This window comes from Cytobacillus spartinae, assembly GCF_042865285.1.
Lineage (GTDB): Bacteria > Bacillota > Bacilli > Bacillales > Cytobacillaceae > Robertmurraya_A > Robertmurraya_A spartinae.
On sequence record NZ_JBIACK010000001.1, the window covers coordinates 1,121,994 to 1,136,207 of the forward strand.

At 37.3% G+C, this 14,214-nt stretch carries 18 protein-coding genes; 9 read left to right on the forward strand and 9 right to left on the reverse strand.

Translation table 11 applies throughout. The features are described from left to right. Nucleotides 1-94 precede the first annotated feature (94 nt). The 3 genes from ACFYKX_RS05780 to gerPC are packed head-to-tail and all read left to right on the forward strand — an operon-like array spanning nt 95 to nt 1,109. Nucleotides 95-322 carry a spore germination protein gene (locus ACFYKX_RS05780; protein WP_389358926.1) on the forward strand — a complete coding sequence of 76 codons (228 nt, stop codon included), beginning with the start codon at nt 95-97 and terminating at the stop codon, nt 320-322. A gap of 25 nt (nt 323-347) precedes the next feature. Beyond that, entirely contained in the window at nt 348-575 is a 228-nt protein-coding gene (locus tag ACFYKX_RS05785) for a hypothetical protein (RefSeq protein ID WP_389358928.1), read from the forward strand. A gap of 36 nt (nt 576-611) precedes the next feature. Further along, nucleotides 612-1,109 (forward strand): spore germination protein GerPC, encoded by a 498-nt coding sequence (gene gerPC / locus ACFYKX_RS05790; protein WP_389358930.1) that lies wholly within the window; start codon nt 612-614, stop codon nt 1,107-1,109. Here gerPC and ACFYKX_RS05795 read toward each other — a convergent pair. The 6 genes from ACFYKX_RS05795 to ACFYKX_RS05820 form a co-directional block, all read right to left on the reverse strand. After that, complete coding sequence (locus tag ACFYKX_RS05795; protein WP_389358932.1) at nt 1,106-1,942, reverse strand: ATP-binding cassette domain-containing protein; 837 nt, start codon at nt 1,940-1,942, stop codon at nt 1,106-1,108. The two genes, gerPC and ACFYKX_RS05795, sit on opposite strands and share 4 nt — an antisense overlap. A 4-nt stretch (nt 1,943-1,946) precedes the next feature. Continuing rightward, a complete protein-coding gene (gene cbiQ / locus ACFYKX_RS05800) occupies nt 1,947-2,621 on the reverse strand; it encodes a cobalt ECF transporter T component CbiQ (RefSeq protein WP_389358934.1) in 675 nt (224 codons plus the stop codon). 62 nt (nt 2,622-2,683) lie between these two features. Then, on the reverse strand, nt 2,684-2,974 hold the full coding sequence (locus ACFYKX_RS05805) for a PDGLE domain-containing protein (RefSeq protein ID WP_389358936.1): 291 nt from the start codon (nt 2,972-2,974) through the stop codon (nt 2,684-2,686). Between the two features lie 3 nt (nt 2,975-2,977). Continuing rightward, nucleotides 2,978-3,619, reverse strand: coding sequence for an energy-coupling factor ABC transporter permease (locus ACFYKX_RS05810; protein ID WP_389358938.1), 642 nt, complete (start codon nt 3,617-3,619; stop codon nt 2,978-2,980). A 16-nt stretch (nt 3,620-3,635) separates the two neighbouring features. Continuing rightward, nucleotides 3,636-4,790, reverse strand: a complete 1,155-nt coding sequence (locus ACFYKX_RS05815; RefSeq protein WP_389358940.1) for an agmatinase family protein — start codon at nt 4,788-4,790, stop codon at nt 3,636-3,638. Between the two features lie 145 nt (nt 4,791-4,935). Next, nucleotides 4,936-5,406 carry an Hsp20/alpha crystallin family protein gene (locus ACFYKX_RS05820; protein WP_389358942.1) on the reverse strand — a complete coding sequence of 157 codons (471 nt, stop codon included), beginning with the start codon at nt 5,404-5,406 and terminating at the stop codon, nt 4,936-4,938. 132 nt (nt 5,407-5,538) lie between these two features. On the opposite strand from ACFYKX_RS05820, the gene ACFYKX_RS05825 reads away from it, so the two are divergent. The 4 genes from ACFYKX_RS05825 (at nt 5,539) to ACFYKX_RS05840 (ending at nt 9,922) form a co-directional block, all read left to right on the forward strand. Next, nucleotides 5,539-5,841: a hypothetical protein gene (locus ACFYKX_RS05825; RefSeq protein ID WP_389358944.1), complete on the forward strand. Its 303-nt coding sequence runs from the start codon at nt 5,539-5,541 to the stop codon at nt 5,839-5,841. Between the two features lie 184 nt (nt 5,842-6,025). Continuing rightward, entirely contained in the window at nt 6,026-7,573 is a 1,548-nt protein-coding gene (locus ACFYKX_RS05830; RefSeq protein ID WP_389358946.1) for a spore germination protein, read from the forward strand. 2 nt (nt 7,574-7,575) lie between these two features. Beyond that, nucleotides 7,576-9,762, forward strand: a complete 2,187-nt coding sequence (locus tag ACFYKX_RS05835; RefSeq protein ID WP_389358948.1) for a Ger(x)C family spore germination protein — start codon at nt 7,576-7,578, stop codon at nt 9,760-9,762. 13 nt (nt 9,763-9,775) lie between these two features. Next, nucleotides 9,776-9,922 (forward strand): hypothetical protein, encoded by a 147-nt coding sequence (locus ACFYKX_RS05840; protein WP_389358950.1) that lies wholly within the window; start codon nt 9,776-9,778, stop codon nt 9,920-9,922. 36 nt (nt 9,923-9,958) lie between these two features. Here ACFYKX_RS05840 and ACFYKX_RS05845 read toward each other — a convergent pair whose 3' ends face one another. Further along, the gene (locus ACFYKX_RS05845; protein WP_389358952.1) at nt 9,959-10,843 is read right to left on the reverse strand and encodes an alpha/beta fold hydrolase; all 885 of its coding nucleotides are present in this window, start codon (nt 10,841-10,843) and stop codon (nt 9,959-9,961) included. A 226-nt stretch (nt 10,844-11,069) separates the two neighbouring features. On the opposite strand from ACFYKX_RS05845, the gene ACFYKX_RS05850 reads away from it, so the two are divergent. Beyond that, on the forward strand, nt 11,070-11,591 hold the full coding sequence (locus ACFYKX_RS05850; RefSeq protein WP_389358954.1) for a hypothetical protein: 522 nt from the start codon (nt 11,070-11,072) through the stop codon (nt 11,589-11,591). 121 nt (nt 11,592-11,712) lie between these two features. Here the strand turns inward: ACFYKX_RS05850 and ACFYKX_RS05855 are convergent, their stop codons facing one another. Next, entirely contained in the window at nt 11,713-11,862 is a 150-nt protein-coding gene (locus ACFYKX_RS05855; protein WP_389358956.1) for a hypothetical protein, read from the reverse strand. A gap of 731 nt (nt 11,863-12,593) precedes the next feature. Continuing rightward, nucleotides 12,594-13,103: a GNAT family N-acetyltransferase gene (locus tag ACFYKX_RS05860; protein ID WP_389359069.1), complete on the reverse strand. Its 510-nt coding sequence runs from the start codon at nt 13,101-13,103 to the stop codon at nt 12,594-12,596. Between the two features lie 301 nt (nt 13,104-13,404). On the opposite strand from ACFYKX_RS05860, the gene ACFYKX_RS05865 reads away from it, so the two are divergent. Beyond that, nucleotides 13,405-14,073: a DsbA family oxidoreductase gene (locus ACFYKX_RS05865; protein WP_389359071.1), complete on the forward strand. Its 669-nt coding sequence runs from the start codon at nt 13,405-13,407 to the stop codon at nt 14,071-14,073. The last annotated feature ends 141 nt before the right edge of the window (nt 14,074-14,214 follow it).

The window sequence follows — 14,214 nt, forward strand, 5'->3', positions numbered from 1 at the left end:
TAAACACTATAATTAAGAATAGGTGATTTCCTCACACCTATATCCATTTTTGTATATACTATTCCATCAGCCTAATACCTAGATTGGAGGATTTATGATGGTATCTCACATAAATAATATCCTCGGAATAAGGATTAACAGTATTTCATCAAATGGTTCTTTGAATTTTGGCAATGTATTGCACAAGGGGCAGCAAGCAAACTTAACCGTACATGCGGGTTATTTGCATGCTGGTGACGCTAATCTTAGTCCACTAAAATTTGATAATACGAATAATATTAACGATCCAGATGTACAGGATCAAATTCAATCGCAATATTAATCCTTTTTAAAAGGAATGAGTCTTTATGGATTTACAAATAAACATAAAAAATATAAGGATTAACTCTATAAGTACACTAGGGTCATTTAATGTTGGAAAAATTATGATTACAGAGAACAGTGCTACTTCTGCACAGTACTCTAAAACGGATTATACTGAAGAAGAACTAGATGTGAATGAAGTTTTAAAAGAAGTTCCAGACGTTCCAATCGTAGAAGAAATTGTTGAGTCTACCCTGGGTGAAGAAGGATAACAGCTTTGCTTTATAATTAAAAGGAGCGATATTAAGATGAACAATTACTGGCCATATACCTATTACCCTTACAATTACCAACCCCAACAACCTATCGATCAACGCTACTACCACCCAAAGTATGTAAACCATACAGAACAACAGCAGAATCAAAACCTGAACCAGGAACAAAATTTGAATCTGTTGCAGTACCAAAAGCAAGAGAATGAACAAGCTCCCACCTCTTCGCCTTCATCCCTAGTCGAAACTATCTTAGAAAAGCTAAATAAAATCGAAGAAGAACATAAGAAATTGAAAAAAGAAATAGAAAATATTAAGCCAGTAACCATTGAAAACGTAAACTATAAAATTCAAGACTTAAGTGTCCAAGAACTCTCAGGTACGTTATTAGTTGGTTTAACCTCCTTAAGTGATGCAGAGGAGTTAAAAAAGCTTTTAACCGAAAAAGGGCCCGTTTCCTTAAATGATATGGACACGGAAGATATACAAAACTCAATGGGCGAAGAGAATACTACTGAAAATCAAGAATCCTAATACGTAAATCTCCCTTCCTCCTCATAAATGATACGATAAAGCAACCGGAAAGCTTCCTGCTCATTTTTAGGTAGGGTATCTACATTTGGAAGCATCTTAAACAATCTAGATACAATTGGTAAATGCAATTTTGCTTTTCTAATAACCTCTTCGTCTACTAAAAGCTCAGTGCCACCTGTAGCTATTATTTCACCGTTCATTATAATGACAATCATATCTGCCCAAGATGCCGCAAAGTTAACGTCATGAGTGGATAGGATAATCGTCTTTCCTAAAAAGTTTAACCCTTGCAAAAGCCCTGCAATATCATCTTGTCCAGCTGGATCTAAGTAGCTCATTGGCTCATCCAAAATGACAACATCTGGTTTCATCGCAAGAATACCAGCTATAGCTACTCTCTTTTTCTGACCGTAACTTAAGTGATAGGGTGCTTGGTCTTTATAATCTAGCATTCCTACATTCCCTAACGCAGCAAGACAAACCTCACTTATTTCTTCCTCTGTCATTTTCAGATTACGAGGGCCAAATTCTACATCCTCTAAGACAGTTCCAGAAAACACTTGGTCATCTGGATCCTGGAATACCAGTCCCACTTTTTGACGGATAGAATTTGCGTTTTTCTTCGTTAGTTCTTCCCCCATTATTTTAACTGTACCTTGTTGGGGTACCTTTAACCCATTTAAATGATGTAGTAATGTTGATTTCCCCGCACCATTTGGGCCTAATAAAGCAACTTTAGTTCCAATCGGTATTTGTAGATTAATATGATTCAAAGCTTTCATTCCATTTGGATATAAATATGTTACTTCTTTAAACTCAACAGCATTCATCATATCACTACTCCTTTTCCGAAGAATCAAATCCTCTCGAAACCATGGCCTCATGAATTCGTTTACTCCTATTATAAGACCGTATTAACAACACTCCGATTAGTTCTCCTGAGCGTTTATAAGACCTCCAAGAGGCAAACGTTTTAAAATTAAATCCACGTGATTGTTGGGCAATCATCATACGTTCAATCTCCTCAAATAATACAGCTAAGTACCTCATTGTCACTTTCATGATTTCTACTAGTACAAACGGTAAACCTAGCTGGCGCAATGTTCTAAAAAGCTCGGATGGTGAAGTAGTAGATAATAGTAAACAAATGATAAAATGACATAATAATAGTTTGTTAACTAACAATAAAGCGGTGGAAAGCCCTTTCTCAGATACCATGATCCCTAAAAATAATGGTACCTCTTTCCCACCTGCAAAAAATGGCAATAGAATGATAGCGCCTAATCCAAACGGAACTAGAAAAAGCATTCTGAGGAATACATACTTCCACTTAACTCCAGCCCAAACGCATAAGCTAAGTACGATAAAAGCAGCCCCGCCAATTAATTCAAAACTTCTCAAAGAGGCTGTAATACAGAGTAAAGTTAGGAGCACTACAACTCTAGCTTTATGAGAACTTATGATATTTCGCTTTGCCCCTGCAACGGATATATCGAAGAAGCCACCTGCCATTCATCCCCCTCCTTTTATAGAATAAGGCCTGTTACACCATTGGTAACAAGCCAAGCACTCGCCTACTCTTTAATCATTTGTTTTCTTTTAACTAACTTCTTTCCGAAGTACGTAAGAAGCCCTATTATACCAATTCCGATCAGCCCTGATAGCGAAGTACCTATAATTTCATTGGATAAAAACGGCACACTATAATCAGAAAACACATGATACAGCGGTTCCTTTTCATAGGTCAAAAAATTCAAATCATGTGCTACCCGTTCCAAACCATCGGGGTCTGAAGAAGCTAGTGGTGATATGAATACAGCAAGAATAATGGTGGCCACTAAAAAATAGAGAAGTCGTTTATTCATCCATCATCCACCTTCCTTCACAGGTAGTAAGAATCTTTGATCCGCTCTTTGCATTAGGTAATTAACGACAACTACTGTTATAATCCCTTCCCCAATACCGATGATTGAGTGCCAAGTGATCATTGCTTTCAACGCTACACCTAGAGGGATAATCCCCGACAACCATAATTCTATTGAGACAGCAACAGCTGCTAGCACTAATGATACCCATGCGGAAATAAAGATGCCACTGGATCTTAAAAATCTAGATTTTACATTCGCAAATAGCTTATAAATCCCATAACCAATCCAAGGTGCAATAACACCTACGTTAAGTAGATTAGCCCCTATGGCAGTGATTCCACCGTCCTGAAAAAATAAAGACTGGATGATTACAACAGCTGACATGATTAGGGTAGCCATCCATGGACCGAACAGTATAGCAGCTAGAACACCCCCAGCTAAGTGACCAGAAGTTGCACCCCCAACTGGAAAATTAATCATTTGTGCGGCAAAAATAAATGCCGTAACCATCCCGAGTAAAGGGATTTGACTCCCTTCTTCCGATAATTTCGTTTTTTTAACGGACAGCGCAACAGCAGCCGCTGAAATGGCTGTAGTGGATGTCCATACAGACAAACTTAAAAAACCGTCTGGTATATGCACAAACAATCACCGTCCATTATGCAAATTTCTTGCCCAGTTTTCCTGCATCGACCATTGCTGCTAATACATCTGCAATTACACGGGTCGCAAGTAATGCGGTCTGATCACTCACATCATACGGTGGTGAAACCTCGACAACCTCCATTCCGCAAATCCCTTCCCTTGCGACTAAATCTAGGAATTTCAACCCTTCTCTTGGTAAGAAGCCTCCTGGCTCCGGCCAGCCCGTACCCGGCACGAAACCACTATCGAAACTGTCGATATCCACACTTAAATACACAGCCTTTGCACCCTTCCATGCTCGCTCGAGGGCAATTTCAGCTACTTTTTCTATACCCAATCTTTCAATATCTCCTATGGTCATTACGGTTGTATTAAATTTCCTTACATTTTTAACCGCATCCCTCGGAACCTGCCAACCACCAATTCCTACCTGAACTAGATTAGAAGCTGGAGCATTCGGAATATTTGTTGCATGGAACCATGGTGTTGTATGCATCCTCTCATCCATGTCTTTTTCCTGTAAATCTAAGTGCCGATCCATATGAATAATACCGACTTTACCATCAACATGCTCCGCAATTGCTCTTAAACATGGATATCCGATTGCATGGTCCCCACCTAGCATGACCGGAAGGGTTCCTTGGCTAAAGACATGAGATACCGCCTTAAATATTTGATCAAAGCTTTTCTCTATATTCGCTATTGTAAAGACATCACCAACATCGCACATTTTTAACGATTCCTTCAAGTCTACGCCTTTTTCATAGCTATAGCTCGTATACAGTTTTGAAATTCGACGAATGGCCTCAGGGCCAAATCGTGTTCCTGCCCGATAAGTTGTTCCGATATCAAACGGAACGCCCATAAAGGCAACATCATACTCTCCTACTCTTCGAACATCCTCCAAAAAAGGTGTTCTCAAGAATGTTGGGATTCCAGCGTATGCTGGTCTAGGCTCTCGTGTAAAAGTTGAAATTGTTCTGTCCCCTATGGAAGGCGCGGCTTCTAGCCCATAGGTTACAGACCGTTTAAGGGCCTTTTCCTTTTCTACCTCTGGTATTTTGGCCTCCTTCATGGCCTTTTCTATCCCTAACAAATCCGAATCTAAACCACTTTGTAATGCTTTCTTTTGTCTAAAGCTAAGTCCATGGTTATCAAAAAAACCCATTACCACACCCCGTTCTCATGATGTTTTTATTCTGGAAGAAAGGCGTATAATTCTGACATTTATGTATATTTGATTATTATTTTGATTATTCGTGAGACAAGTTCTTTTAAAAAAATAAAAAACCAGCCCTAAAAAGTTGGACTGATTAATCGGCTTCTAGATCTTCAATAATAATTTTTGGCTTTTGATCAATTGCTCTTAGATCTCGATGCAGCAGTACAAATAAATAGCCATGCTTGTAAGAAGCATCTACTTTATCCTTACGAACTTGGTAAGGCAGTTTAAGCTTTCTATGAACTGGACCTTCATAAATTTCTTCTAGAATGGGGCGAAAATCTCCTTTATTAACAAATACAGAACCAGTGATTTCTATCGTATCGTTGTGCACATCAATGTCAACTTCCTTCAGTTTTAATCCTGGAAGTTTAAAAATACAGAGAAGTTCATGTCCAGATTCATATATGTTCACATGAATACCCGAGCTTTTCTTGCTACTAGGGTTGGAAGTGTCTTGATGTTGTTCTTCTTCAAACATATTTTCAAAAGAAGTAAAAAAATCCTCACCAAGAAAGTTAGGTAGCGCTTTTTTCCACCCCTTCGGCCAATAATTGTTCATGACTTGCCCTCCCAAATCCCTTCTATGATATATGTATGAAAAATTGGGCGAAGGGTTCCTGCTCCTCATTACATCATATTTATAGAAACAGGCTCATAAATAGTAAGAAAGAACTCTGAGAGGTGGAATTAGGTGAACAAATTTTCAAAGGATGACTTGTTGCAACGTGTTGAAGCATTAGAAAGAGCGAATGAAGTCATTATTAGACAAATCCGAAGTCTGCAACATGAAGTAGTTAATATCGAACAACGTGCACACACGACCATCAACAGTGAAGCTTCAACTGACAACAGAAAAATTACTTATCTAACAGAGGCAAATGAACAAATGTTTCAGCAATTAATCCGTCTAAGACAACTAATTGAGAATTGTATAGAATCCAACGAGGTTCCCACACATACCCAGTATTATGAAGCATTAAAAGGTGATATATAAACACACACCCGTCATTTCCGTATTGATGACGGGTAAAATCCTTGGACATGCTTTACAAAATACAACCTCATTCCCATCTTTCCTCCCTTATAGCCTCACTAAATTAATTCACCCCCATTATGAGTAATTTCACCTTAATAGGAAAAAATGAACATTATAACCAATCCAATAGAGGATGTTTACTATGCGAATCAAGAACTCTTTTTTCAAGAAGAAAAATTCAAATCATACACCTGCTCCTCATGAAACGGAGAATTTTTCGCTTCAGCTGTTTACTTCAGTTCAAGAGAATATAGAAAATATACAACGAATGTACGGGAATCCAAGTGACCTTGTTATTCGAAAGCTTAAAATAGCCGATATTAGCTGTTGCATTATTTATATAGATGGGCTAGTTGATTCAGACTTAATTAACAGTAAAATCATTAAAAACATCCAGTTTCATCAAAACACGATAGACTCTACTCAACCTAACACTTTACTAAAAGATTTAACCTTAAAGCTCCTTTCTGTTGGTGAAATCAAGAAAGTAGATACTTTAGACGATGTTTCTTTACCAGTCCTTTCAGGCGACTCGGCTCTCTTCGTTGATGGTGTAAAGGATGCTCTTATTATTTCGAGTAAAGGTTCTGATGGACGCTCTGTCGAAGAGCCCCAGTCAGAAAGTGTCATTCGTGGACCAAGAGAAGGGTTTGTTGAAAATATAAGAACAAACACGGCTTTAGTCAGAAAACACTTTAGGGACCCTAATGTCCGGGTGAAATCATATAAGCTTGGAAAACGGTCAAAAAAAGATGTTGCGATTATGTATATAGATGGGATTGTTCACCCTGATATTGTAGAAGAAGTGGAAAGGCGATTAAAAGACGTTGATCTAGATGATATTCCCGAGACTGGGTTTATCGAGGAATTTATTCAAGATAGTATTATGTCTCCATTTCCGCAACTACAGCACACGGAAAGACCAGATAGAGTTTCGGCAGCGATTGTAGAGGGTCGAGTGGCTATTTTTCTAGATGGTACGCCTTTTGTTTTGCTAGCCCCTAGCGTATTTATGAATTTCTTACAGTCCCCAGAAGACTATTATGAACGTTGGGCAATTGGATCTTTGATTAGAGGCTTACGTTATTTGGGAGCATTTATATCTGTGTTTGCCCCAGCTTTATATATAGCACTTGTTTCATTTCACCAAGGAATGATTCCGTCAAAACTAGCTTTTTCTATAGCATCGACACGTGAAGGAGTACCTTTTCCAGCAATCATAGAAGCTTTTTTAATGGCAATTACGATGGAGTTATTAAGAGAAGCTGGTGCTCGTCTACCAAAAGCCATTGGCCAAACCGTGGGGATTGTAGGTGGACTTGTTATTGGAGAAGCAGCTGTATCAGCAGGAATTGTAAGTCCCATCATGGTTATTGTCATAGCAATAACAGCTATAGCAACATTTGCGCTCCCCTCCTACAGTTTTGGGGTATCACTAAGGATGTTAAGATTTGCATTTATGATAGCAGCAGCAAGCTTTGGATTTTACGGGATTGTGCTTGCTTATATTGCTGTGAATATTCACTTAGTGAACTTAAGAAGTTTCGGAGTGCCTTATACTGTGCCGTTTGCACCGAGCTTTTACGGAGACTGGAAGGATTTAGTGGTACGTTCTCCACATACCGTTATGAAAAGGAGACCAACTTACTTAATGCCTAGAGATACCATTAGAAAGAAAGGTAAAGGATAATCATGAAGAACTTTGAATATGGCGACAAATATATCACCGAAAAAGAAATAGCCTACGCGGTTCCTTCCATGGTTATTGGAGTTGGGATTCTTACTCTACCTAGATTATTAGCCACTACCACGAAAACGGATGGATACATAGCATTATTGGTTGCTGGTGGTTTATCCATTATCATTACCTGGTTAATCGCTGCCCTTCCAAGCCGTTTTCCAGGGCAAAGCTTTTATTCTTATACTGGGAGGATTGCAACAAAGCCTGTAGCACTTTTATTAACAATAGGAATATCATTATATTTTTTGGCACTAACCTCCTACCTCATTAGAGTGGTATCTATGGTCGCGAAACAATATTTATTCGATATCACTCCGCTAGAAGTCATTGCGTTTCTGTTTTTACTCATCATTATTTACGGTGGTGCAGGAGGAAGTATTGGCGTTTTAAGATTAAATTTGATGTTTGTCCCTATTATCCTTTTGATATCATTTACGGTTGTTCTATTTAATATCGGATTAATGGAATTTCAGAATCTGTATCCTTTTCTTAAGTCGGACCTTAAATCATATTTTGTTGGTATTAAGGATAGTCATTTTGCTTTTGCAGGAACAGGAATTCTCCTCTTTTATATAAGTTTAGTCAAGCAGCCAATAAAAGTTCCAAAATACGCTGGTCTTTCTATGGTCATTCCTACCATACTATACCTAATTATTCATCTATCTTGTATATTAGTCTTTTCATATAGTGTGACAGGTACACTACTATATCCGACCATTGAACTTGCAAAAGAAGTACAAATTCCTGGAGGATTTTTTGAACGTTTTGAATCGATTTTTTTTACTGTTTGGATTATGGCAATCTTTAATACTACACTTATGGCGTTCGATATCTCGATTTTGGCACTTTCAAGTGTGGTAACTAGTTGGAGTAGGATGACTTGGATCTATATTTTGTCACCAATTGCTTTTGTAATGGCCATGCTACCACAAAATTTTAATGCTGTTTCTTTATTTGGAAATTTTCTTAGCTATGTTGGTATGGGCCTTACACAAGCCATCCCTATCCTCTTGTTGGTGACTGGGTGCTGGGATAGAGTTGAAATCGAAGAAAGAGGTTTTGTTGTAGGTATGGCCATTGACTTGATTGAAAATGAGAATAAAGATGGTACCGACCAATATGAAGTCACCTTTCAATATGTTATTCCAGCAGGGTTTGGTTACACACAAGGTGGTGGAGCTCAAGAGGCATTCAAGAATGTCACAGAAACTGGAGAGAGTCTCCACGAAATCGGAAAGGAACTAGCGATAGAAGTAAGTAGAAGTCCTTACTATGAACATCTACAACTTGTCGTTATTTCAGAGGATGTAGCGAAAAGTGAAGGAGCATTGGAAAATATTCTCGATTTTCTAATTCGTGACCACGAAATGAGACGTTCCACAAAAGTCGTCATTTCCAAAGGTGAGCCTGCAATAAAAATCCTTGAAACCGAACCAAAGGTAGAGAAACTCCCGACTATGTATATAGATTCTATACTTGAGAATCATTTTAAAACAGCGAAATTATTAATGCCGACTGTTGTTGGAGATTTACATGAAAATCTCCTACAAGAAAATAATTTTGTTATTCCTTCCATCAGGACAAAGGACGATCTTATAAAAGTTGATGGAGGTGCTGTTTTCAAAGGGCTCTCAAATAAACTAATCGGGTTTATTGATGAGAACGAGGTGATGGGACTCAATTTTATCGTTAGTGAAGTTAAAGGAGGAACAATTAAAACTAACTATAAGAATTCTTTAGTAGTGTACGAAATTGAGAGAGCGGATAGTAAAGTAGAACCGATTGTTAAATCTGAGGATAATGTTGAGTTTACTATCAAAATTAAAACAGAGGGTAAAATCGTACAGTCTTTTAAACCTGTAGATTTTTTGAATCAAAAAGAGATAGATCAAATTGAAAAAGCATTGGAAAAATCCCTTGAATCAACTGTGAAAAATACCATTGAAAGGACTCAAAAAGAAATCAAAGTCGACATACTGGGATTAAATAGAATTTTGGAGCATAAAAGATATGACTCTTGGCAAAAAATGAAAAAGCACTGGGATAAAGGGGAAGGTACTTTTCCGACAGCTAAAATTAACATTGATACAAATGTAATCATTCGTACAACAGGTACTTCTACAAAGACGACTAACTAAAAGGAGAAAGCTTATGTTAGAAAGTTTACTCGGACGTCTTCCAGCAAATTTTATTGTTATTTGTGCAGCATTAGCTTTCCTTTTACCTTTTTTAGTAAAGATAACAAATAAAAAATTAAGAAAAATCACAAATCCTACATGGAAAAAGGATCGACCCTAACCTAATAGGATGCACATAAGTGCATCCTAAGCACTATTATCTTTGGTACTTACTAATAAATTCTTTAACTACTTCACTTGCTTCTCTTGGTTGCTGCATCCACACATAAGCATGCGCAGAATCTTTCAGATGTTTGATTTCGTATGAATCCTGTAAATAACTTATAAAAGACTCTAAACTTTTTCTAACTTTTTCGTTATCCCATTCTTCCGTACTAGGTAGGAAAAGAATAGGACAGGCTATGTTCTTATAATACTCTTCAAATTTAAGCTCCCAGTACTTTTGAATATATTCGATTCGAACATGGTTCTTATAATGACTTGTAAACGTTCCTTCTTCTGTTTCTTCGATACAACTCTCTATAAATGAAGAAAAGTACTCGTTCCAAAACCCTTGTTGTTGAAAAGATTCTTTCATTTCTCCATAAGCTTCTATCTTTGTTTGGTGATTTGGAAGTTTCCTTTCCATAAGAATCTGATTAATCTTGTCTTTTTCTGCGTCAATCTCTTCTTCGGTTCCATTAAATATACCGAACTCCCCGAATTCATTTGCTAAAGCACCTTCGCAAACCAATGATAGCACCATCCTTGGATGTGCCCTTGCAAGACTCAATCCCACTTCTGCCCCTAGCGAGCTTCCGACTACATGACATTTCTCAATATTCAATTCCTTTAATAGCAAATATAAATCATTTGCCATATCATCAATATGATAACCTGTTAATGGTCTTTCCGACTTCCCATGCCCTCTAAAATCGGGAGCAATAATAGAAAAATCTTTTTTGAATAACGGGAGTACCCCATTCCACATTTTTGATGTTCCCCCACTAAAGTGAAGAAATAAAACTGTAGGCTTATGCTCTATTTGATATATTACATTTAATTCTATGGAGTTACTTAGTTTAATTTTTTGTTCTTTCACGTTCCCTGTCTCCCTTTATATCAAGCTCTCTAATTCACACTTTCATGAAAATATTACCAAATAAACATCTATGATACTAGTTTTATTGACAGCCGAATCTATTAATTTTTGTTATTTATTACATATTTTTTAAAAAATTTATCACTTTTTGAAACATATTTGTACTTCGTGTCGTCTAAAACTTTGGCAAATTAAGCCAAATATAGATAAAAAAGGGGAATTCAACATGAAGAAGATTGGTTTAGCAGTATCGGCACTAACATTAACAGTAGGTTTGGCTGCTTGTAGTGGGGAGGAAAGTCAAACTGATAAGAAAGAAAAGGATGGGACTACTGAAGAAGCAGCAGCTGAAGTTGTTGCTGATCCAAAAAAGGCATTTGTTGTTTTTAACATGGAGTTAGCCAAAAAAATTAACGCTAAAGACGCTGACCTAAATTCCTTCGAAGGAGCAAAAGAAGAAGAGAAAACGCCTGAACTGTTAGCTAGTGCAAAAGAATCCGCTACTGCAACAGCAGAAGAACTAAAGAATGTTCAGATTCCTTCAGATTTAGAAGAATATAAATCCGATATTGAAGCAGCTTTAACTGATTTAGCTGATTCATACCAAGCAAAAGCAGAAGAACTAGCAAAAGAAGCTCCATCTTTAGATGCAGCTAACGAAACTTTCGCAAAAGGTGATGACAAGCTAGGAACAGTCGCAGAGAAGATTGGTTTATTTAAATCAAGTATCGGAAATGAAGTAAACTAATAAAAACAGACAGAATCTCCTTCAAACGAAGGAGATTCACCCAAGATTTGACTAAGTTTATTTTGATCCTTCTCCCTAATTATTTCACTTTTTCTTAGAGAACAGCTGTTATGCAACCCTTTTATTCATATATTTCATCCGCATTCTTATATCGCAATTCCTCAGAGTGAATAGTAGGGGCTACATGTTCTTTCCTATCAAAGGATTCTGTTTTCAGTTGATTTGTTTTTTGTTCGCGGTTAGAATTCAGTACTACTTCATCACGACTCACTTGTTCATCACTCCTATTCCATCTTATTTACCTGATACACAGACTAGTGTGTACCAGTAACTTTTATATGATGTAAGATAAACATCCCACTAACTCCATACAAAAAAACGATTAAAAAGATCCCCCAATATAGATTGGTATCAGAACGAATAGGATTCCTAAATTTACGTGATACAAAAAAACTCCCGATATACGTAAAAAACCTCGCATAAACCCAGTATAATGAGTATGAGTCCCAGTCCCACCCATTTCAAAATATAATAAATTGCCAATAATCCTTTAACACGACCTCAATAGTAAAAATCAAAGTAATCGTAATAAAGAAAAACGGAAATGTTCTTACCCTTGGTTTAAAGCGAATAACTAGCAACGCTAAAAAGCTAAAACTAATCGCAACGGCAGGTAGAACATATGGTAGGGGGAGAGCAAATCGATAAAATCCTAGCCAATACAACAATAAGCATAAACAAGCAGATACGACTATACTGATCACTAGTACAATTCCATACCGAAGGATATTCTTTCTCTATATCCATATACAGCCTAGCCCATTCACTACTAGAGTAGATATTAGGGTCATATAATGTTCAATCATGTAATGAATCTCCTACTCATTCTTTTATATTAGTATGGCTCGAAAATTGGATAAAACCCCTTTATTACCAACATGAATTAGAAAGGACAAAAAAAATTGAACGTCATAATACGCCCAATTTCGTCTAGCAATTTTATTAATCTAATTCTTTATAATAAATGATAGTAGCCTCTAGTTCTCCACTTGCTGATTTTGCATAGTTCGGTACTCGGCCGGCTTGAATGTATCCTAGGGAACGATAAAGTTGATTTGAAGGATCACCCTCCCGTGTATCAAGCACGATAAGCGTTCGATCTTCCTTCTTTGCTTGCTCCTCAGCCTTATGTATTAAAGCACGTCCAATTCCTTTTCGTCTAACGTCTGGGTGCGCCATTAACTTTGCAATCTCAGCCCTATGTAGTCCGTTTTCTTTTGTACTTAGATGTAATTGAATGCTTCCCACGATTTCTCCATCTAGTTTTGTTACAAATAAATGAACCTCCGGACATAATAGATTCCTCCAATAATCTTTTGCAACAGATAGATCTATAGGCGGTAAAAACCCAACAGATGCGCCTTCTTCTACTACTTTTATCAGGAGATTAGAAAGCTCTTCTCTGTGTTGTTCGTCCATCTCTTTTAATTCAGTAATTACTATCATCTCTATCACTCCACTCCCCAAATCAAACCCTCAAATTTAAATAAAGTCCTCTTCATTCATACAGTAGACTTTAAGGATTTCTATCACAAATTTGTTATTTAAATAATAATTTATCAATATTATTAAGCCAAGAGATTTTTTACATTTCTTAGCAAATGTTCTCCGGCAAAACTAATTTCAAGTGGGTAATACGTGCATCTTATTGGACTCTGTTTAAACAAATAGGTATACTAATGAAACAATATTGGATGGAGGTATTCTCATGTTAATTGAAATGTGGACTGATTTCGTTTGACCATTTTGCTATATTGGCAAGAGGCGTCTGGAGGACGCACTTAAGAAAATTGACCAACCTGTAGAAGTAGTTTATCGATCTTTTGAGCTAGACCCGACTATTGAGCGAGATGTAAACTACAACATTTATGAGAAATTATCTAACAAATATGGAATGAGCATTGAGCAAGCTAAGGCGAATTGCCAGAACATGAATAGAATGGCTCAGGCTGAAGGATTGGACTATCAATTTGATACGATGATTCTCACCAATACATTTGACGCCCATCGTTTAACGATGTTGGCAAAATCAAAAGGTCTTATGCATGAAATGACAGAAAGGTTACTACATGCATTTTATACGGAATCGAAGCATATTGGTGACCATTCAACCTTAATTGAACTAGCATTAGAGGTTGGCCTAGATCAGAAAGAAGTTACTTCTTTACTAGAAAGTGATTTAATGGCTAATGAAGTACGATCAGATCAACAAGAGGCATCTGAACTTGGAATCAGAAGCATCCCATTTTTCCTTATAAATAGGAAGTATGCCATTACAGGTGCTCAATCGACCGATATTTTCGTACAGTCTTTACAGCAGATAATAGAGCAAGATGGGCCTTTTCAGTCTCAGGAAGAAGTAGAGGGTGCTACATGCGATGATGATGGTTGTGAACTCCCTAATTCTAAACAGGATAACTAACACATCTAGGAAACATCGAGTAGGAGGAGGTGACGAACCTCCGACCTCTCACACCACCGTACGTACGGACCCGTATACGGCGGTTCAATCTTATACTAAGCATGTACTTTATTGTAATGTTGAACACAAGAGATTAGTCCG